This window comes from Cobetia sp. 2AS, from assembly GCF_029846355.1.
Lineage (GTDB): Bacteria > Pseudomonadota > Gammaproteobacteria > Pseudomonadales > Halomonadaceae > Cobetia > Cobetia amphilecti.
Genome location: NZ_JARWKQ010000001.1, coordinates 17,518 through 37,009 on the forward strand (window position 1 = coordinate 17,518; position 19,492 = coordinate 37,009).

Here is a 19,492-nt window from a genome sequence, read left to right on the forward strand (position 1 = left end):
GAATGAGACTGATTCCTTGTGCGCGCCGCCCTTCACATCAGCATGCTAGGCAGTCTGGATAATTACAAGCCTGCGAACGAATTTTACGTCCAAGGTCGAGTAACTCAGCGTTCCCGCTTGCAAAGTGACTCATGATGACGCCTGTCACAAACCCGGAATCAGGTTGGTGATACGCCAGCCGGGGATGCCGGGCGGCTGGCTGATGGTGCTGTCGGCCAGGGTCGCCAGCTGCGGATCATCGCTGACCACGAAGCGCAGACTGCCGATGCGCTGTCCGTTCATCGTCTCGACATCGATGCGCCACTCGCCCTCGCTGCCCTGCGGGAAGGCGGTCTTGTGCGTCCAGGCGCGGTAGCCTTCGCTGCGCCCGCCGTTGATGTTCAGGGCGATGCGATCGACGACTTCGCCGTCATGCCGCCAGACGTGATAGACCTTCTCCGACAGGCCGCGCGGGGCGCGGATGGCCGTGAAGGCGTAGAGGCCTCGGGCGGAGAGCTGCGCAGGCGTCAGCTGCATCTCGCCACGCGGTGCGCGCGCCGCGGTATCGAAGTCCGGCGACAGGCTGCTGGCATTGATCCACAGCGTGGCGGGCGGAATCCAGGCGCGTGCCCCCCATGCGCCTACCCCGAGCATCACGCTGATGCCGATCATCGCCAGACCGCCGACCACCCCGCGAGCGATGCGCAGGTTGGCGACGCTGGGCAGCGCGAACAGGCTCATGGCGGCACAGGCGGCCAGCAGGCTCTCACCCGTGGTCAGTTCCAGCAGCAGGGGCAGGGTGACCAGCACCACCACGAACACGCACAGGGCGTGGAAGCCGAAGTACAGCCAGCGATGGCGCTCGGCCAGCCGGTAGTAGAAGGGATCGAGAATCGACAGCAGGGTCGCGCCGCACAGCAGCAGCGTGAAGCCCGCCTGGCCGCTGGCCCAGTCGGTGGTCGCCAGGAAGAACGGCAAGGTGAAACACAGTGTCTCCTGCTGGATCAGCTGGGCCACGAAGGTCGCCAGCTTGCGGGGCAGGGCATTCTGACCGCGATGGCGGCGCAGACGGCTCCACAGGCCTTCGGCGATCAGGATCAACCAGGCCAGCATCATGCCCAGCGCCAGCATGCCGCCCAGCCATTGCTGTCGATTGACGAGGAAGAAACTGCAGATGCCGGCGGCGAAGCCGATGGGCGGCCATAGCCAGTGCCAGCGCTTGGTGCGTTCGACAAGGCCGGTCAGGCGCAGATACAGGGCGGTGAGAGTGCTGCTCATGAAAGCATGATATCGATGAGGCCTTTGAAAGCCTGCTGGCGCGCGAGGAGATGTCGCGGCCAGCCTGCTGGTTGGGAAAGCGTTCAGGGTAACGCGGCTGCCTTGTGCGGTGTAGCGTCGATCTTTGCCTACATCGGCTGTCGATGGCGTGCGCCAGTCAGCCCGGGCCAGTATACAGACGGCCCGTGACCCCCGACCTTTCGCTAATGTCCGCAGGCTTGATCTTTGCCCGTCACTGGCCCAAGCTGGCTGTATTCAAACGCTTGTATGAAGCGCTGTGATGAGAGATGACTCTCGCGCGGTGCCTCTGCCAGCGGCGAGTCCGGCGAGGCCGGTTGCCAGCTCCCTCATGGTCAACGCCAAATGGCAGTGACCCTCGAGCGCCGGGCAGCCCCTTCACCTCTTTCTCTTGTGGAGATCCGTGGATGATCTATTCAGGCAAAACGCTAACCGTCGAGGCCAATCAGGACGCCATCGCCCTGTTGACCCTCGACCTTGAAGGCGAATCGGTCAACAAGCTGGCCAGCTACGTACTCAAGGAGCTGGGAGAGGCGGTCGAGGCCATCAAGGCGACGGCCGATCTCAAGGGGCTGGTCATCCGCTCCGCCAAGGAAGCGTTCGTGGTCGGTGCTGACATCACCGAGTTCCATCAGATGTTCGAGAAGGATGAAGCCTTCCTCATCGACATGAACATGAACATCCATGGCATCTTCAATGCCATCGAAGACCTGCCGTTCCCCACCGTCACTGCCATCAATGGGCTGGCGCTGGGCGGCGGCTGCGAGATCACCCTGACCACCGATTTCCGGGTCATGGCCGACAGCGCCAGGATCGGCCTGCCGGAAACCAAGCTCGGCATCATCCCGGGCTGGGCGGGCTGTGTACGACTGCCGCGTCTGATCGGGGCAGACAACGCCATCGAGTGGATCTGTGGTGGCACCGAGAACCGTGCCGACAAGGCGCTGGCAGTGGGCGCCGTCGATGCCGTCCTGCCGGTGGCCGAGCTGGATGCGGCGGCACTCGATATTCTGGCGCGTGCCAATGCCGGCGAGCTGGACTATCAGGCGCGTCGTCTCGAGAAGACCTCGCCGCTCAAGCTCAATGCCATCGAGCAGATGATGGCCTTCGAGACCGCCAAGGGCTTCGTGGCCGGCAAGGCCGGTCCGCACTATCCGGCGCCGGTGGAGGCCATCAAGGTCATCCAGAAGGGGGCGGGTGAATCGCGTGAGCGTGCCCAGGCCATCGAGGCCAAGACCTTCGCCAGGATGGCGCTGACCGACGTGGCCTTCAATCTGGTCGGCCTGTTCATGAACGATCAGGTGGTCAAGAAGAAGGCCAAGGGTTACGAGAAGCAGGCCAGTGAGATCAAGCAGGCCGCCGTGCTGGGGGCCGGCATCATGGGCGGCGGCATCGCCTATCAGAGCGCCAGCAAGGGCACGCCGATCCTGATGAAGGACATCAACGGCGAGGCCATCGAACTGGGCCTGAAGGAGGCTCGCAAGCTGTTCGGCAAGGGCGTCGAGCGCGGCAAGCTGACCACCGAGAAGATGGCGCAGAGCCTGTCCAACATCCGCCCGACGCTGTCCTACGGTGACTTCGGCAATGTGGACCTGGTCGTCGAGGCGGTGGTCGAGAATCCCAAGGTCAAGGCCTCGGTGCTGGCCGAGCTCGAGGACAACGTCGCCGAGGATGCCATCCTGACCTCCAACACCTCGACCATCTCCATCACGCGGCTGGCCGAGTCGCTCAAGCGTCCCGAGAACTTCTGCGGCATGCACTTCTTCAACCCGGTGCACCGCATGCCGCTGGTCGAGGTCATCCGTGGCGAGAAGTCCAGCGATGCGGCCATCGCCGCGACCGTCGCCTATGCCCGCCAGATGGGCAAGACGCCGATCGTCGTCAACGACTGCCCGGGCTTTCTGGTCAACCGTGTGCTGTTCCCCTACTTCGGTGGCTTCAGCCTGCTGGTCGAGAAGGGCGCCGACTATCAGCGCGTCGACAAGGTGATGGAGAAGTTCGGCTGGCCGATGGGTCCGGCCTACCTGCTGGATGTGGTCGGCATGGATACCGCGGTGCACGCCAATGCCGTGATGGCGGAAGGCTTCCCGGACCGCATGGCGCGAGACGGCAAGACCGCCATCCAGGTGATGTACGACAACAAGCGCCTCGGCCAGAAGAACGATCTGGGCTTCTACCGCTACGAGGAAGACCGCAAGGGCAAGCCGAAGAAGCTGGCGGATGATGAGGCTCAGGCGCTGGTGGCACAGGTCGTCAGCGAGACGCGCGAGTTCTCCGATGAAGATATCATCGCGCGCATGATGGTGCCGCTGTGCATGGAAACCATCCGCTGCCTGGAAGACGACATCGTCGGCAGCCCGGCCGAGGCCGATATGGCCTTGATCTACGGCATCGGTTTCCCGCCGTTCCGTGGTGGCGCGCTGCGCTATGTCGATGCCATGGGCGTGGCCGAGTTCGTCGCGCTGGCCGACAGCCTGGCCGATGAGCTGGGGCCGCTGTATCGCCCGACCGAGGCGCTGCGCGAGCGCGCCAAGCGTGGCGAAGCCTTCTACTCCTGAGCCTTTGATGGCTGAGCGCCCGAGTGGCCGCCAGCACTATCCGACCAGAATTTTCGGCCCTCGCGACAGCGAGGGCCATGAGGGAGCCAGACAATGAATCTGAATCCGAGAGATGTGGTAATCGTCGATGGCGTGCGTACCGCCATGGCCAAGGCCAAGAACGGCGCCTTCCGACACGTGCGCGCCGAGAATCTGTCCGCCGCGGTGATGCAGGCGCTGTTCGATCGCAATCCCGGCCTGGTGCCGGCCGAGGTCGACGACATCATCTGGGGCTGCGTCAACCAGACCCTGGAACAGTCCATGAACATCGCGCGCAATGCCGCCATCATGACCGGCATTCCGCGTACCGTGCCGGCGCAGACGGTCAACCGCCTGTGTGGTTCCTCGATGAGTGCCCTGCATATCGCCACCGCCAACATCAAGGCCGGCATGGGTGACTTCTATATCATCGGCGGTGTCGAGCACATGGAGCACGTGCCGATGGCACACGGGGTCGACGTCAACCCGGCGGCCAGCAAGCACGCGGCCAAGGCGGCGATGATGATGGGCCTGACCGCGGAACTGCTCGGCAAGATGCATGGCGTGAGTCGTGAGCAGCAGGATGAGTTCGGCGTGCGCTCTCACCAGCGTGCCCAGGCCGCCGCTGATGAAGGTCGCTTCGATGACGAGATCATCGGCGTCGAGGGCCATGATGCCGAGGGGCGTCGCGTGATGGTGACTCGCGATGAGGTCATCCGTGGCGATGCCAGCATGGAGTCCATGGGCAACCTCAAGCCGGTATTTGATCCCAAGGGCGGCAGCGTGACGGCGGGTACCTCTTCCGCGCTGTCGGTGGGCGCCTCGGGCATGGCGGTGATGAGTGCCGAGCGCGCCGAAGCGCTGGGCCTCAAGCCCATCGCTCGTGTGCTGTCCACTGGCGTGGCAGGCTGTGACGCCTCCATCATGGGCTACGGGCCGGTGCCGGCCTCCAAGCAGGCGCTCAAGGCGGCAGGCCTGACCATCGAGGACATCCAGACCGTCGAATTGAATGAGGCCTTCGCGGCGCAGTCGATTCCGGTGCTCAAGGACCTTGGCCTGCTGGAGCGTGTCGATACGGCGGTCAACCTCAACGGCGGCGCCATCGCGCTGGGTCACCCGCTGGGTTGCTCCGGCTCGCGTATCTGCACCACGCTGCTCAACGTCATGAAGCAGCAGAACACGCGCCTGGGCCTGGCGACCATGTGCATCGGCATGGGCCAGGGCGTCGCGACCGTGTTCGAGCGACTCGACTGAGCGTCAGCGTCTTCGGTCAGCGTTTTCGATAAGCGATCAGGCCCTCGCCTGATACCTCAAGCGGCATGTCTTCGGACATGCCGCTTTTTCGTTGGCAGGCTTTTGTCTGGAAACGAGAAGGGCGGCGCAGTATCGTGGCAATGGGCGATCGAGCGTCACGTCGCCCCGGGCTTGATGATTGAGGTTACGCGAGGGAGTCGCATCGATGGACTGGAATCATGTCGAGCAGGATCTGCCGCGCGCCACGCCGCCCAGACCCTTGCCACACCCCCTGACCTTCCGGTTGCCGGCGGGCAGTATTGATTGTCACCTTCACCTGTTTGGTGACCCGGTGCGTTACCCATTGGCGGCGGACAGAACCTATGACCCGGCCCCCGTGGGGCTCAATGAAGCACTCGAGATGCATCATGCATTGGGCGCCAGCCATGGCGTGCTGATACAGCCCAGTGTCTATGGCTATGACAATCGCCTGTTGTGCGACAGCCTGCAGAGCTGTCGTGAGCGTGGGCTGGATTACCGTGGCGTGGCGGTTGTCACCCCCGAGATCAGTGATGCCGAGCTTGAGCGGCTCTCCGAGCTGGGTGTCTGTGGCGTTCGCCTCAACCTGATCTTCGCCGGCGGGTTGCGCTGGCGTGATGTGGTGCTGCTGGCGGATCGCCTGGCACGCTTCAAGTGGCACCTGGAATGTCTGATCGATGTCTCGACCTTCCGTGACATGGAGGCGCGCCTCGGCAGCTTGCCGGTGCCGGTGGTGATCGACCACATGGGTCATCTGGCGGCCACGCGTGGCCCTGAATGTCCCGGCTTTGCCGCGCTGTGTCGACTGCTCAAGCAGGGGCGCACCTGGGTCAAGCTGTCGGCGCCTTACCGGCTGACCACGCGTGGTCGCTTGCCTTACTCCGATGTCACGGCGCTGGTGCGGGCGCTGGTAGCGGCCAACCCGGAGCGCGTGGTGTGGGGCAGTGACTGGCCGCATCCCTATATCGGCGTCGAGATGCCGGAGGAGGACACCCTGGCCGAGCTGATGCAGCGCTGGTTACCGGAGCGCGAGATGCGCGAGAAGATCTTCCGCGACAACCCGCGCAAGCTTTATGGCTACAAGGCGTTCGTGAAGTCCAAGGCGGATGCGGCGCACTGAGCGAAGAGTTGCCACGCTCGCAGAGCGCAATTGAGTGACGCGGCATCACTTGTATAAGCCGAAAAGCCGCATAAGGCACAGAAGCCGAATGACAAGACGCCCCCATCAGCCTGCTGGTGGGGGCGTCTTGATGATTGGCGAGAGAAAGACAAGCGAGGAGAGGCGTGGCCCGCAGCGTCTAGCGGGTCTGGAAGGCCACGCGCGTGCCATGGGCCAGCAGGCTGGCATTGTCGATCGGCGTCGTGGGCAGGCCGATCATCTCATCCTGTACTTCCGCCCAGGTCTGCACGCCGTGGGTCAGCCCCAGCGGCAACAGCAGGCGACTGATCCACTGGGTGCCGGTGAAACGCAGGGACTGGCCGCTGTCATCGACCAGACGACTGATGCCTGCGGCGTGATGCAGGCGGACCACATGAAGCCCCTGATCCAGCGTCTGCACTTCCACTGTCAGGGTATTGCCCTCGGCGAGCCACCGCCGCAGGGTCTCGACGTCGACGGCTTCGCCAAGCGTGCTGGAGGAGGTCTGCATGTGTTCTCCCGGGTGTCTGAATCACACCACCTTGTAGGCGTGAGGCAGTTCGGCCAGTGGGCCGCGTCCGCCGGCGAGCGTCAGGGCGAGATCGACCATCCCGTCCCAGATGGGCAGCGTCATCCCGCCCTTGATCGCCATGTCGAGTCGCTGCGAGAACAGCAGCAGCTTGTGCAGGCGCTTGTGGGGCAGGCGGTTGAGCGCCTGTTGATAGAAGGGGCGACGCTTGTCGAAGATCATCGGCTTCTGCGCCTTGCAGGCATGCTCGAAGCTCTGGCCTTGATCGAGGTGCTGGCGCAGTGAGAGCAGGGTGCGCAGCTCGCGGGTCAGCGCCCACAGGATCACCGGCGGCTCGACGCCTTCTCCCCGCAGCCCGAGCACGATGCGGCCACTGCGCTCGACTTCCCCCTTCAGACACGCATCGGCCAGCGTGAAGACATCATAGCGGGCATTGTCCTCGACGCCCTGGACGATGGCATTGCCATCCAGGCGTGCGCCCGGCGGGTGCAGCAGCGCCAGCTTCTGCAGCTCCTGATCCGCGGCCAGCAGATTGCCCTCGATGCGCTCGGCCAGCAGGCGGGCGGCGTCCTGATTCAGCTCGAGGCCGTGACGACGGGCGCGATCGCGAATCCAGAAGCCGAGGCGGGAATGGTCCACCGGCCACACCGCGATGAAGACGCCGACCTTCTCCAATGCCTTGAACCACGCCGTCTGCTGCACCTTGCGATCGAGGCGCGCTGCGGTGATCAGCAGGATGTCGCCATCCTTCTCGATGCGCTCGGCGTAGGCCTTGAGGACCTTGCTGCCTTCCTGGCCGGCACTCTGGGTGCCCATGCGCAGCTCGATCAGCTTGCGCGAGGCGAACAGTGACATGCTGGCGGCAGATTCGGTCAAACGGCCCCACTGAAAGCCGTTCTCGACATGCAGTACCTCGCGCTCCTCGACACCGGCAGCGCGTGCCGCACGCCGGATGGCGTCGCAGCTTTCCTGGTGAATCAGCGGCTCATCACCGGCCACGATATAGACGGGAGACAGGCGCTTGTTGAGCTGCTCGTCGAGCTTGTCGGGATAGACCTTCATGAATGTCCTTCGATACTGCGCGGGTCTGGTGGGCAAGTGCGCCTAAGGCTCGGGCGGCCATTCACGAGCAGGGTGCTAGCCCCGGCGTGATGGTGGCCCTGAACAGGCACGGCCCCATGATGATCGGTTGCCCGGTATCGTGGAGCCGTGCCTGGCGAACGTTGCGACTTCCAATCTCTACCAACTGCTGCCTGCTTCCTTCCACTTCTCCCGGCTCCGCCTGTCGTCAATCGGCTTGTCGTCAATCGGCTTGTCGTCAATCGGCTTGTCGTCAATCGTCTGGCCTTTCAGCACTCATGGATCACGACTCATGGATCACGACTCATGACTCACGAACGGGGCGCCTCAGTGCGGGAGCGTGGAGCTTAGGGCTTGATTGCGCGCAGGCGCTCCAGCAACTGACGGCTCAGATCACGATTGACTTCCCCGGCTGCGCGCTCATGTACGTTGTCGGTGTTGAGCAGGTCATCATCGTTGGTATAGAAGAAGCTGCTGGCCTGCAGCTCCTGCTGGTTGGCCAGATAGGCCCCATCGGACTTGCGCTGCAGCGAGTAGGTCAGGCGATAGGTCAGTTCACGCTTGATGCTGCCGGCATCGCCGTAGGTGATCTGCTGCACGTTCTCACGAACCTTGCCCAGGTTGAGAGTCAGCGGGGCGCTGTCGCTCAACTGGACGTCGGCACGCTCGAGGGCGTCGCGCAGGGCGTCGTGGGTCTTGGTGATCGGTGCCTGGACGTCCAGCTCGGTAATGGCCATCGGCGCATCGTTCACGCCGCGCAGCTGGAAGCCGCATCCGCTCAGCGTCAGCGCCAGGCCGACGCCGAGGGCGGCCAGCACACGACGGCGGCCGAGGCCGCGGGATGCATGCTCTGATGTGTCTGCTGAAACACTGGAAGACTTCGCTTGCGTCACCGTGACCTCCTGTCATGAGCGGGTGTCATGAATATCTTGCGAGAGCGCTGCGTGGTGCCTGTCAGCATCACGCAGCGCACGGAATATGGCCGTCAGAGACCGACATCCTTCCAGCTGCCTGTCGGGCTCTGACGGGACCGGCGACTCGGGCCGCCGGCATCTTGCTCGGTCTGGTCGCTATCAGTTGGCGACGATATTGACCAGCTTGCCCGGCACCACGATCACCTTGCGCACCGTCTTGCCATCGGTGTGCTTGGTGACATTGGCATCTGCCAGCGCCGCGGCTTCGATGGCGTCGCGATCGGCATCGGCGGCGAAGGACAGACGCGCACGCAGCTTGCCGTTGACCTGCACGACCAGCTCGATGCTGTCCTTCTTCATCGCCTCGGCATCGGCGGCCGGCCAGCTGGCGTCGATCACGGCTTCGTCGTGGCCCAGTGTCGCCCACAGCGAGTGGCTGGCATGCGGGATGATCGGCGACAGCAGCAGCACGCAGGCCTCGACGGCTTCACGGCTGACGGCCAGGCCCTGCTCGGAGGTGTCCTCGAAGCGGCTGATGGCGTTGACCAGCTCCATCACGGCCGCGATGGCGGTGTTGAAGGTGGTGCGGCGGCCGATGTCGTCGCTGCACTTGGCGATGGTCTCGTGTGTCTTGCGACGCAGTGCCTTCTGATCTTCGTTCAGGGCCGTCACGTCCAGCGCGCCCGGAGTGCCGGCGGCGACATGTTCGTGGACCAGACGCCAGACGCGCTTGACGAAGCGGTGCGCGCCCTCGACACCGGAATCGGACCATTCCAGCGACTGCTCCGGCGGCGCGGCGAACATCATGAACAGGCGCACGGTGTCGGCACCGAAGCGGTCGATCATCGACTGCGGGTCCACGCCATTGTTCTTGGACTTGGACATCTTCTCGGTGCCACCGATTTCCACCGGCAGACCATCGGACTTCAGCACGGCCTTGATGGCGCGGCCCTTGTCGTCGGTCTCGACGTCCACGTCCAGCGGGTTGAACCAGTCGCGGCCGCCCTTGGCGTTGATGCGGTAGTAGGTGTCCGCGATCACCATGCCCTGGGTCAGCAGCTGCTTGAACGGCTCGTCGCTGTCGACCAGGCCGAAGTCACGCATCAGCTTGTGGAAGAAGCGCGAGTAGAGCAGGTGCAGGATGGCGTGCTCGATGCCGCCGATGTAGTAATCGACCGGCAGCCAGTAGTTGGCGCGCTCGTCCAGCATGGCATCGGCGTTGTCCGCACAGCAGAAGCGCGCGTAGTACCAGGAGGACTCCATGAAGGTGTCGAAGGTATCGGTCTCGCGCTGCCAGCCATCGCCCAGGTCACTGAAGGACGGCATCTTCTTGATCGGCGAGCCACCGGAGGCGTCGAATTCGACTTCCAGCGGCAGGGCGACCGGCAGTTCGTCGTCGGTCAGCGGGATGGATTCACCGTTCGGGCCATTCTTGACCGGGATCGGTGCGCCCCAGTAGCGCTGACGGGAGACGCCCCAGTCGCGCAGACGGAAGTTGGTCTTGACCTCACCACGGCCCTGCTCGACCAGGCGCGCGGCGATGGCATCGAAGGCGCTCTCGAAGTCGAGGCCATTGAAGTCACCGGAGTTGATCAGCACGCCGTGCTCGGTGAAGGCGGCTTCGCTGACGTCAGGCGCATTGCCGTCGGCATCGGCGATCACTGCTTCGATCGGCAGGTCGTACTTGGTGGCGAATTCGTGGTCACGCTCGTCGTGGGCCGGCACGGCCATCACGGCACCGGTGCCGTATTCCATCAGCACGAAGTTGGCGACGAAGACCGGCACTTCACGGCCGGTCAGCGGGTGGATGGCCTTGAAGCCGGTATCCATGCCGCGTTTTTCCATGGTCGCCATGTCGGCTTCGCTGGTGCCGCCACGCGCGCACTCGGCGTTGAACTCGGCCAGCTCCGCATTGTGCTCCGCCGCGGCCTTGGCCAGCGGGTGAGCGGCGGCGACGCCGACGTAGGTCACGCCCATCAGGGTGTCCGGACGGGTGGTGAAGACGGTCAGGGATTCCTGCACCTGGCTGGCCTTGGCATCGAGGCCGAAGCTCAGCTCGACACCGCGCGACTTGCCGATCCAGTTGCGCTGCATGGTCTTGACCTGCTCCGGCCACTCGACCTTGTCGAGGTCGGCCAGCAGCTCTTCGGCGTAATCGGTGATGCGCAGGAACCACTGCGGGATTTCCTTGCGCTCGATCAGTGCGCCGGAACGCCAGCCACGGCCGTCGATGACCTGCTCATTGGCGAGCACGGTCTGGTCCGCCGGGTCCCAGTTGACGATGGAACTCTTCTTGTAGACGACACCCTTCTCGACCAGCTTGGCGAAGAACCACTGCTCCCAGCGATAGTATTCCAGGTCGCAGGTGGCGAATTCACGGCTCCAGTCGTAGGCGAAGCCCAGCGCCTTGAGCTGATCGCGCATGTAGGCGATGTTCTCGTGGGTCCACTTGCCCGGCGCGACGTTGTTCTTCATCGCGGCGTTTTCCGCCGGCAGGCCGAAGGCATCCCAGCCCATCGGCTGCATGACGTTCTTGCCCTGCATGCGCTGGAAGCGCGAGATCACGTCACCGATGGTGTAGTTGCGCACGTGACCCATGTGCAGCTTGCCGCTGGGGTAGGGGAACATCGACAGGCAGTAGAACTTCTCGCGGTTGGCATCTTCCACCGCCTTGAAACACTGATTTTTCTCCCAGTACTGCTGGGCAGCCTGTTCGATCTGATCGGGAGCGTACTGTTGAGAAGTATCCTGTGAATCCATCGGGTCCGTCACTACCTTGGCATTGGCCGCTACCCGTCACCAGGGACAGGCAGGGCGTGAAGAGGTGGGCGGTCACATCGGGATGGGCCGCCGCTGTCTGCGATGGGGTCAAGTCTACCCCAGACGCCAGGACTCAGGTAGGGGAGGCGAGCCCTGTGGCGCCAGGCGAATGCGCTTCATGCTGCCAGTGCCACGCGCTTGATGCGTGTCAGGGAGTGGAAGAGTGTGGCTTGTGTCGCAACGCCAACGCCACCATGCTGAAGGTAGAGCGCCATGCCCTCCCGCAGTACGGGAGAAGGTGAAGACACAAGGAGAGTCCATGAGCCAACCACGTGAACCCCGCGATCCCCATGAGCCGATCAGCGCCACGGATTGTGATACGGCTGCCACGTCCTCGCACGACAGTGGCTTTGAAGATACGCCGATGCCCTCGCGCTCAGCCTCCAGCCAGCCGCAGGGCGAAGGTGAAGGACGTCTCGGCGATGCCTATGGGCGAATCCTGACACGGCTGGAAGACAGCAGCGGTGAGCTGTCGTGGGGTGGCCTCAAGGCCGAGCTGGATGAAGCGGTCAAGTTCGAGGCCGAGGTCGAGGAATTCACGCTCGACGAGCTGGCGCTGCTGCGTGCCTGGGTCGAGCGTGATATGCGCGAATTCCGCCGCCATCTGGCGACCGGTGGAGAAGGGATCGCCAGCTGGCTGGGGATCGATCTCTCGGTGCTGTCGCGCAGTGTCAGTTCCGCGCTGATGTCGATCGCGGACCGCACCGTGGTAGACCGCGCCCACTTCGAGGAAGACCTCGAGGCCGCGCGCGCCGACTACACCAGCGGCGAGGTCATCGCGCCGGGGCTATTGCATTGCGTGCACTGTGAGTCGACCACCACGCTCACGCGGCCCAGCGTGCTGGAACCCTGCCATGCCTGTGGACATCGCTTCTTCTCGCGTGGCGCGCCGCCCGTCACTCGTCAGCCTCCCGCGGCCGATGAGGGTGATCAGGGCTGATGGCGACACCGTCAGACTGGTTCGCCCCGGCGCATGCCACCTGGAGCGCCGGTCAGCGCCACAAGGCGTTGCAACAGCTGATCGATCACTTCAATCAGCGCCCGCGTCCACGTGAGGCGGGCCTCTTCAAGCAGATCTCCTATTACCTGTTTCTGCTCGCGGATTATCGCTCGGCCAGCCAGATTCTGGCCCAGGGGCATGTAGAGTGTCCGGCCGATGAAGAGATCGCGCTCAATCAGGTAGTGTGTCTGTCGCGCGCCAATGATGCCGCCGGCTCGCTGGCGGCCGGTGAGGCATTGGCCGCACAGGGCTGTCTTAATCCGGTGCTGTTCGACTCGCTGGCCAGCAGCGCGGCCAGACTCAAGCGCCATGACGAGGCACGCGAGCATGGCAGTCGCGCCCTGGCGCTCAAGGACGAGCAGCATGGGGGCCTGGCGTTGGCGAAGGGCTGGCAGCTGCCCGCTGAATCCCCCTCGGCAGTCGCCGCCGGCAAGACGCGTGTGCTGTCCTTTGGCCTCTGGGGCAAGGGGCCGCGCTATTTGAACGGCATGCTGCATAACCTGCTGTTGGCGCCGGTGCTGTATCCGGGGTGGCGGGTTCGGCTCTATCACGATGACAGCGTGCCCGATGATTTCCTGGCCCTGGCGCGGGAACTGGACGCCGAGCTGTGTGAGCGTCCCTCCAGTGACACCCTGAGACAGCGGCTGTGTTGGCGCTTCGCGGTCGCCGATGACCCGACGGTGGGCTACTTCGTGGTTCGCGACTGCGACAGCGTCATCAGCCTGCGCGAAGTGCGCGCGGTGCAGATGTGGCTGACGTCCGGGCGCTTCTTCCATGTCATGCGTGACTGGTGGAGTCATACCGATCTGGTGCTGGCGGGGCTGTGGGGCGGGGTGGCCGGAGTCCTGCCGCCACTCGAGACATTGCTGGCCCAATGGCAGCCACAGCATGTCGAGACGCCGAATATCGATCAGTGGTTCATGAAGGAATGCGTGTGGCGCTATCTGCGCGAAAGTCTGGTCAGCCACGACCGGTGTTACTCGCTGCAGATCAAGGGTCGTGACAGCCTGAAGTTCCCGGACGACGTGCTGGGAGAAGCACCTGGCGGCACGGCGCACGTCGGCAGTGACGAGTGGACGCGCGATCGCGCCTTCCAGCTCCGCCAGCTGGGGCCATGGCTCAAGGAGGCCAGCTGGATGCGTGACAGCGACGTCTGAACGCAATCCAGCGATAAGCGTCTGCTGAGCGGGTTATATAGACACACGAAGGGCTGCCCATGGGCAGCCCTTCGTGTGTCTTGCCAGCAGTCCTTCGCTTGTCTTGCCAACAGCGCTGTCGGGTCTAGCGACCCACCAGCCAGCCGATCCATTCATGCAGTGCCCAGCGTGACTGGGTCAGCGCGGAGCTGTTGGGGATCCAGGCATCGATACCCAGTCCGGACACCGTGGTGTAGCCCACCGGCGCCGGGATGATGGTGCGGAAGCCCTGGTTCTGGAAATTGCGCATCGCGCGCGGCATGTGCCAGGCGCTGGTCACCAGCACGATCTTGTTGATGTCGTCCTGCTCGAGCATCTCGCGCGTGAAGAGCGCATTCTGCTGGGTGTTCTCGCTGCGGTTCTCCAGCCAGCGCGCCGGGTAGTCGAATTCATCGATCAGCGAGCGCTGCATCAGCTCGGCGAGGGTGCCGTCATCGGAAGACGATACCTTGCCACCGGTGAGCAGAATCGGTAGCTCCGCGTTGCGGGCCACGCGGACGCCTTCGTCCAGACGGCTGAGCGTCTCGCCATTGATGCGATCACGGCCCTGCAGTTCCGGGGCGTCGTAGTAGCGTCCGCCGGAAAGCACGACCACGGCCTGCGCCTGGATCCACTCTGCCGGTTCACTGGGCTGAATGCGCTCCAGCCCTGACATCAGGCGCGTGGAGACGACAGGCGAGGACAGCAGCCACATGCCCAGGATGGCCACGACCATCATGGCGCGTGCCAGGCCCGGCCAGCGCTTGAGCACCAGCATGGCCAGAAACAGCAGCAGGAGAGGCCCGCCGGGCGGCAATACCAGGTCCTTGATGATGCCGAGTAACTCGGTGATGCCCATTGTGGTCTCGCTTGTGCAGAGGCAGTGCCGGGCATCGGCCCGGCAACGGGTAAGGTTGAGCGTTCAAGCGTCTGAGGTCCAGGGGACTCAGACGTTCTGGCCCTCAGGCGTCCTGCGGGCGTTGACGGCGCGACTTGAGGCATTCGTTGATGCCCAGCACAAGGCCCGGCGCCAGCAGCAGCGCGATCAGGATCCACACCGGCAGCAGGCCGTAGTGCATCCAGGGCGTCATGCCCAGTTGCAGGCGGATATCGCCAGTGACGGTGGCCTCCTCGAACTGGGGCGCCTGGGCGATGATCTCACCCTGCGGCGAGATGATCGCCGTGACGCCATTGCTGGTGGCACGCAGCAGATAGCGGCCGTTTTCCAGCGCGCGCAGCTGAGCCATCTGCAGGTGCTGCAGCGGGCCGATGGAGTGACCGAACCAGGTGTCGTTGGAGACGGTCAGCAGCACCGTAGAGCTCAAGGCGCGCTGGCGGACCAGCTCCGGGTAGACGATCTCATAGCAGATCGCCACGCCGATACGCAGACCGCTGACCATCAGTGGCGGCTGCTGGCTGTCGCCTGACTGCATGCTCGACATCGGCAGGTCCAAAAAGCCGATGATGCCCCGCAACCAGCTTTCCAGCGGCACATACTCGCCGAAGGGCACCAGGTGCTCCTTGCGATACTGGGCCGACGGGTCATCGATGGGAATCACGCTGTTGTAGAAGCGATTGTCGGCGTCACGCTCGACGATCCCGGTGATCAGACCGGTCTTGGGCGGCAGAGTTGCCTGGATGCGCTCGAGGAAGGGCTCGGCCTGGTCGCGCAGCATCGGCAGTGCCGTCTCCGGCCAGACGATCAGGTCGGCATCGTCCTGCACGGCGCGCGTCATCGCGGCGTAGGTATTGGCCGCACGGCGCTGCCCTTCAGCACTCCACTTGATCAACTGCGGCAGGTTGCCTTGCAACAGGGCGACGCGTGCCGGCTGGCCGCCGGACTGTGTCCAGTCGGTCGGCAGCAGCAGACCCGCGCTCCACAGCACGAGCAGCGGCGCGATCGCCCACCAGCGGCGACGCAATGCCAGATTCCACAGCAGCGCACCGGACAGCGCGATGATCAGCGAGATGCCGTAGACGCCAAGCACCGGCACCCAGCTGGCCAGCGGCGAGCCCACGGCACTGTTGCCCAGCAGCAGCCACGGGAAGCCGGTGAAGGCCCAGGTGCGAAACAGCTCGCTGAGCACGAATACCGCAGCGAATGACAGTACATCGAGCTTGCGTGAGCAGAAGCGCTGCCACAGGCCCATCCACAGCATCGGGAACAGCGCCATGCAGGCTACGAACAGCATCGTCAGCAGCACCGCCAGCGGCATGCCGGTATAGCCATAATCATGGATCGAGACGTAGACCCAGCTGGCTCCGCTGCCGAACAGGCCGACCCCGAACCACCAGGCGCGCAGGAAGCCACCGCCTTCCATGCGCAGCGCCCCGTAGAGCAGGCCTGCGCCGATCGGGCCCAGCCACCACTGCTCGAAGGGGGCAAAGCTCAGGGTGACCAGTACCCCGGCAATGATCGCCAGTACATTGGCCAGCAACGAGGCGCCCGGGAAGCTCCTCGCGCGGGGGGAATCTGACATGCCGCTCTCCTTGTAAAATGCCAGACACATCGGCGGATGTGTCTGGCATTGTCCTCTATCGGGTCAGCCTGTGGTCAGGCCATGAATCACTCGCCGCTGATGTGCGCACGATGCTCGGCCGAGGGCGGCGCGTCACCGGTGGCATCTTCCAGACGACATACCTGTACCTGACGAATGCGACGATTGTCCGCATTGAGCACCGTGAAACGCCAGCCGGCGAAATCGGTGGATTCCTGACGGCGCGGCATGTGACCGAAGCGCTGAATCATCAGACCGCCGATGGTGTCGAATTCCTCATCGGAGAAGTCGGTATCGAAGTGCTCATTGAAGTCATCGATGGTGGTCAGCGCGCTGACGGCGAATTGGCCATCGCCCAGCTCGCGGATGTCCTCATCCTCATCGGTGTCGTGCTCATCCTCGATATCCCCGACGATCTGCTCGAGGATATCCTCGATGGTGACAAGGCCTGCCGTGCCGCCGTACTCGTCGATGACCACCGCCATGTGATTGCGGGTCTCGCGGAATTCCTTGAGCAGGCTGTTGAGGCGCTTGGATTCGGGGATGAACATCGCCGGACGGATCGCTTCGCGCAGATCGAAGCGCTTGCGCTCGCTGTCATTTTGCAGAATCAGCGGCAGCAGGTCCTTGGCCAGCAGGATGCCGAGCACCTCGTCGAGGTTCTCGTCGATGACGGGATAGCGGGAGTGAGCCGATTCGAGAATCAGCGGCAGGTACTCCTCCGGGCGCTGATCGACCTGAATGGCCTGCACCTGGGAGCGGGGGATCATCACCTCGCGCACCTGCTGGTCGCTGATTTCCAGCGCGCCTTCGATGATGGCGATGGCGTCCTGATCGAGGTTGAGGCGTGGGCCTACCTCAGCCAGAAACTGGAGCAGCTCGCTACGGGAGCTGGGTTCGTCGGTGTCGCTTGAGAAGGCGCCGAACAGCTTATCGAGCCAGGTTTTCGATTGGCTTCCCGATCGGTCTTCGCTCATGCGTTAGTTTCTCTTTTCCTCGGTGGCGATACCCCATCGTCGTGGTGGTATCGGGGCAGCCGAGTGACCCGGGGACAAGCCCCGAGCCACCCGACGGCGGGTGCTGCCGATGCGCAAGGGCGCCGGCATCAGTGATTCTCTTCCCGGTAGGGGTCGGCGATGCCGAGCCCTGCCAGCACATGACGCTCGAGCGCTTCCATGCGTTCGGCTTCATCGTCCTCGATATGGTCATAGCCGAGCAAGTGCAAGGTGCCATGGACCAGCATGTGGGCGAAATGATTTTCCAGCGACTTGCCCTGTTCCCGCGCTTCGCGGGCGACGACATGCACGCTGATGATCAGGTCGCCCAGAAAGCGCTGCTCATCAAGAGCTTGTTCATCAAGAGCCTGCTCAGCCGCGGTCTCGGTAGCCGCAGAGCCGAGGGCAGAAGACGCGGCGCCAGAAGTCGAGAAGCCAGAAGACGCGGCCTCAGAGACGTCTGCCTCGTCAGCTTCGCTCATGGCGTCTGACGCCAGCATGACATCGTCGCTGTTGTGACCGTCGAGACCTTCCTCTTCGCCGGCATCCAGATCGCTCTCCGGCATGCCCGCAAGCGGCAGGCTGTCGTCATCGCCTTCCTCGGCGAAGCGCGCGGCCAGTTCCGGTGGCAGGGCGAAGTCGTCCAGATCCAGCGGCTCATGCGGGAAGGACAGCACGTTGGTCGGGGAGTCCTTGCCGCGATAATCGCGATTGAGGCCCTGACTCTCGGCTTCTTCCACCAGACGCACGGTCAGCTCGTACGGCGCCGCGGCGGCGCTGGCATCGCGCTCCAGCGCGCCATCCTCCGCGGCGGCCAGCAGCGCAGCCGCCACCCAGGCTTCCAGCTGATGGCTGGCCGGCAGCGGCTGGCCATCGAATTCACTCTCGCCGATGGCCAGTTGCAGGTCCACGACGACTGCGGGGGCTTCGCTCACTGGCTACCTCCCGTCGGGGTGCTGGCAGGCGGCACGTTGCTCTGGGCATTCAGCGCCGCCATGCGGGCTTCGCGCTCGGCCTGACGCTGCTCGCGACGTTCGCCTTCCTGCTGCTCTTCCGCGGCTTCGAAGGTGTCGTAGGCCTCGACGATGCGCTGCACCAGCGGGTGACGCACGACGTCCTTGGCCAGGAAGCGCGTGATGCTGATCCCCGGGGTGTCCTTGAGGACCTCCATCACGTGCGCCAGGCCTGACTGGGTGCCACGTGGCAGATCGACCTGCGAGACGTCACCGGTGATGACGGCGGTGGAGCCGAAACCGATGCGCGTCAGGAACATCTTCATCTGTTCGCGCGTGGTGTTCTGGGACTCATCGAGAATGATGTAGGCGTTGTTGAGCGTCCGGCCGCGCATGTAGGCCAGCGGCGCGATCTCGATGATCTGGCGCTCGATCATCTTGTTGACGTGCTCGAAGCCGAGCATCTCGTACAGGGCATCGTAGAGCGGGCGCAGGTAGGGGTCGATCTTCTGGGCCAGATCCCCCGGCAGGAAGCCGAGCTTCTCGCCGGCCTCGACCGCCGGGCGCACCAGCAGGATGCGTCGCACTTCGTTGTTGTTGAGCGCTTCCACGGCAGCGGCGACGGCAAGATAGGTCTTGCCGGTACCGGCCGGGCCGATGCCGAAGTTGATGTCGTGATTGCGCATCTCGGTGACATAGCCCTGCTGATTGAAGCCGCGCGGGCGCACCAGCACCTTGGGCGTGCGGATCACCACATCACCGTAGGTGGCGCCCTGGTCTTCGGCGGCCTCGACCAGCGCCTCGACGCCGGATTCCTGCAGGAACAGATGAACGGTCTCGGCATCGACTTCGCCGGCGCCGGTCTCGCGGTACAGATGTTCCAGCACGTTGGCGGTCGCCTTTACGGCGGCCGCGGGGCCTGCGATCTGGAAGTCATTGCCGCGATTGCGCAGGGTGACACCGAGCCGGGATTCGATCAGCTTGAGATGCTCGTCGCGCTGGCCGGTCAGGCTGGCCAGACGCTGCGGGTCTGCCGGCTCAAGCGTCATGTTGAGAATGCGATTGGCTTGCTGTGACTGGTGGCTCAAGGCGTCGAATATCCTGATAGTGATGAGTGACGATGATGCTTGGCGATGAGGGGCAGCCGCGATGGCGGATACCTGCGCGTAATGCACGGGGCGCTCTGCCCGCCACGGCGCATGACGGCGCCATTTCAGTGTCAATGGTGACGCGTTGCCGAAGTCTCAAGAGAGCTTAATGCGCGATG

General features: G+C 64.1%; 15 protein-coding genes. 5 read left to right on the plus strand and 10 right to left on the minus strand.

Annotated features, from left to right (window positions below):
• Positions 1 to 144 precede the first annotated feature (144 nt).
• A complete protein-coding gene (locus tag QD356_RS00090) occupies positions 145 to 1,257 on the minus strand; it encodes a DUF5924 family protein (protein ID WP_192838300.1) in 1,113 nt (370 codons plus the stop codon).
• Between the two features lie 425 nt (positions 1,258 to 1,682).
• On the opposite strand from QD356_RS00090, the gene fadB reads away from it, so the two are divergent.
• The 3 genes from fadB to QD356_RS00105 all read left to right on the plus strand — a co-directional run bounded on the left by fadB (position 1,683) and on the right by QD356_RS00105 (position 6,243).
• Positions 1,683 to 3,833 carry a fatty acid oxidation complex subunit alpha FadB gene (gene fadB, locus QD356_RS00095; RefSeq protein WP_192838301.1) on the plus strand — a complete coding sequence of 717 codons (2,151 nt, stop codon included), beginning with the start codon at positions 1,683 to 1,685 and terminating at the stop codon, positions 3,831 to 3,833.
• Between the two features lie 93 nt (positions 3,834 to 3,926).
• Positions 3,927 to 5,105, plus strand: coding sequence for an acetyl-CoA C-acyltransferase FadA (gene fadA / locus QD356_RS00100; protein WP_043335293.1), 1,179 nt, complete (start codon positions 3,927 to 3,929; stop codon positions 5,103 to 5,105).
• Positions 5,106 to 5,310: 205 nt separating this feature from the next.
• Positions 5,311 to 6,243, plus strand: coding sequence for an amidohydrolase family protein (locus tag QD356_RS00105; protein ID WP_192838302.1), 933 nt, complete (start codon positions 5,311 to 5,313; stop codon positions 6,241 to 6,243).
• A 178-nt stretch (positions 6,244 to 6,421) separates the two neighbouring features.
• Here QD356_RS00105 and QD356_RS00110 read toward each other — a convergent pair whose 3' ends face one another.
• The 4 genes from QD356_RS00110 to leuS form a co-directional block, all read right to left on the minus strand.
• A complete protein-coding gene (locus QD356_RS00110; protein ID WP_192838303.1) occupies positions 6,422 to 6,772 on the minus strand; it encodes a DUF6482 family protein in 351 nt (116 codons plus the stop codon).
• A 21-nt stretch (positions 6,773 to 6,793) separates the two neighbouring features.
• The gene (gene holA, locus QD356_RS00115; RefSeq protein WP_043335288.1) at positions 6,794 to 7,852 is read right to left on the minus strand and encodes a DNA polymerase III subunit delta; all 1,059 of its coding nucleotides are present in this window, start codon (positions 7,850 to 7,852) and stop codon (positions 6,794 to 6,796) included.
• 365 nt (positions 7,853 to 8,217) lie between these two features.
• Positions 8,218 to 8,763, minus strand: coding sequence for an LPS assembly lipoprotein LptE (gene lptE, locus QD356_RS00120; RefSeq protein WP_192838304.1), 546 nt, complete (start codon positions 8,761 to 8,763; stop codon positions 8,218 to 8,220).
• A 180-nt stretch (positions 8,764 to 8,943) separates the two neighbouring features.
• Entirely contained in the window at positions 8,944 to 11,544 is a 2,601-nt protein-coding gene (gene leuS / locus QD356_RS00125) for a leucine--tRNA ligase (protein WP_192838305.1), read from the minus strand.
• A gap of 319 nt (positions 11,545 to 11,863) precedes the next feature.
• Here leuS and QD356_RS00130 point away from each other — a divergent pair, with 319 nt between their 5' ends.
• Both QD356_RS00130 and QD356_RS00135 read left to right on the plus strand, forming a co-directional pair.
• A complete protein-coding gene (locus QD356_RS00130; RefSeq protein WP_318833284.1) occupies positions 11,864 to 12,544 on the plus strand; it encodes a hypothetical protein in 681 nt (226 codons plus the stop codon).
• A complete protein-coding gene (locus QD356_RS00135; protein WP_192838306.1) occupies positions 12,544 to 13,761 on the plus strand; it encodes a tetratricopeptide repeat protein in 1,218 nt (405 codons plus the stop codon). Before QD356_RS00130 ends, QD356_RS00135 begins: the two co-directional genes overlap by 1 nt.
• A 124-nt stretch (positions 13,762 to 13,885) precedes the next feature.
• Here the strand turns inward: QD356_RS00135 and QD356_RS00140 are convergent, their stop codons facing one another.
• The 5 genes from QD356_RS00140 to QD356_RS00160 all read right to left on the minus strand — a co-directional run bounded on the left by QD356_RS00140 (position 13,886) and on the right by QD356_RS00160 (position 19,313).
• Positions 13,886 to 14,638 carry a YdcF family protein gene (locus QD356_RS00140; protein WP_043335281.1) on the minus strand — a complete coding sequence of 251 codons (753 nt, stop codon included), beginning with the start codon at positions 14,636 to 14,638 and terminating at the stop codon, positions 13,886 to 13,888.
• A 103-nt stretch (positions 14,639 to 14,741) separates the two neighbouring features.
• On the minus strand, positions 14,742 to 16,259 hold the full coding sequence (lnt, locus tag QD356_RS00145; protein WP_107335471.1) for an apolipoprotein N-acyltransferase: 1,518 nt from the start codon (positions 16,257 to 16,259) through the stop codon (positions 14,742 to 14,744).
• Positions 16,260 to 16,345: 86 nt separating this feature from the next.
• Positions 16,346 to 17,254 (minus strand): transporter associated domain-containing protein, encoded by a 909-nt coding sequence (locus QD356_RS00150; protein WP_052384764.1) that lies wholly within the window; start codon positions 17,252 to 17,254, stop codon positions 16,346 to 16,348.
• 128 nt (positions 17,255 to 17,382) lie between these two features.
• Positions 17,383 to 18,090 (minus strand): rRNA maturation RNase YbeY, encoded by a 708-nt coding sequence (gene ybeY, locus QD356_RS00155; RefSeq protein WP_192838503.1) that lies wholly within the window; start codon positions 18,088 to 18,090, stop codon positions 17,383 to 17,385.
• Between the two features lie 113 nt (positions 18,091 to 18,203).
• Complete coding sequence (locus tag QD356_RS00160; RefSeq protein ID WP_052384763.1) at positions 18,204 to 19,313, minus strand: PhoH family protein; 1,110 nt, start codon at positions 19,311 to 19,313, stop codon at positions 18,204 to 18,206.
• Positions 19,314 to 19,492 lie beyond the last annotated feature (179 nt).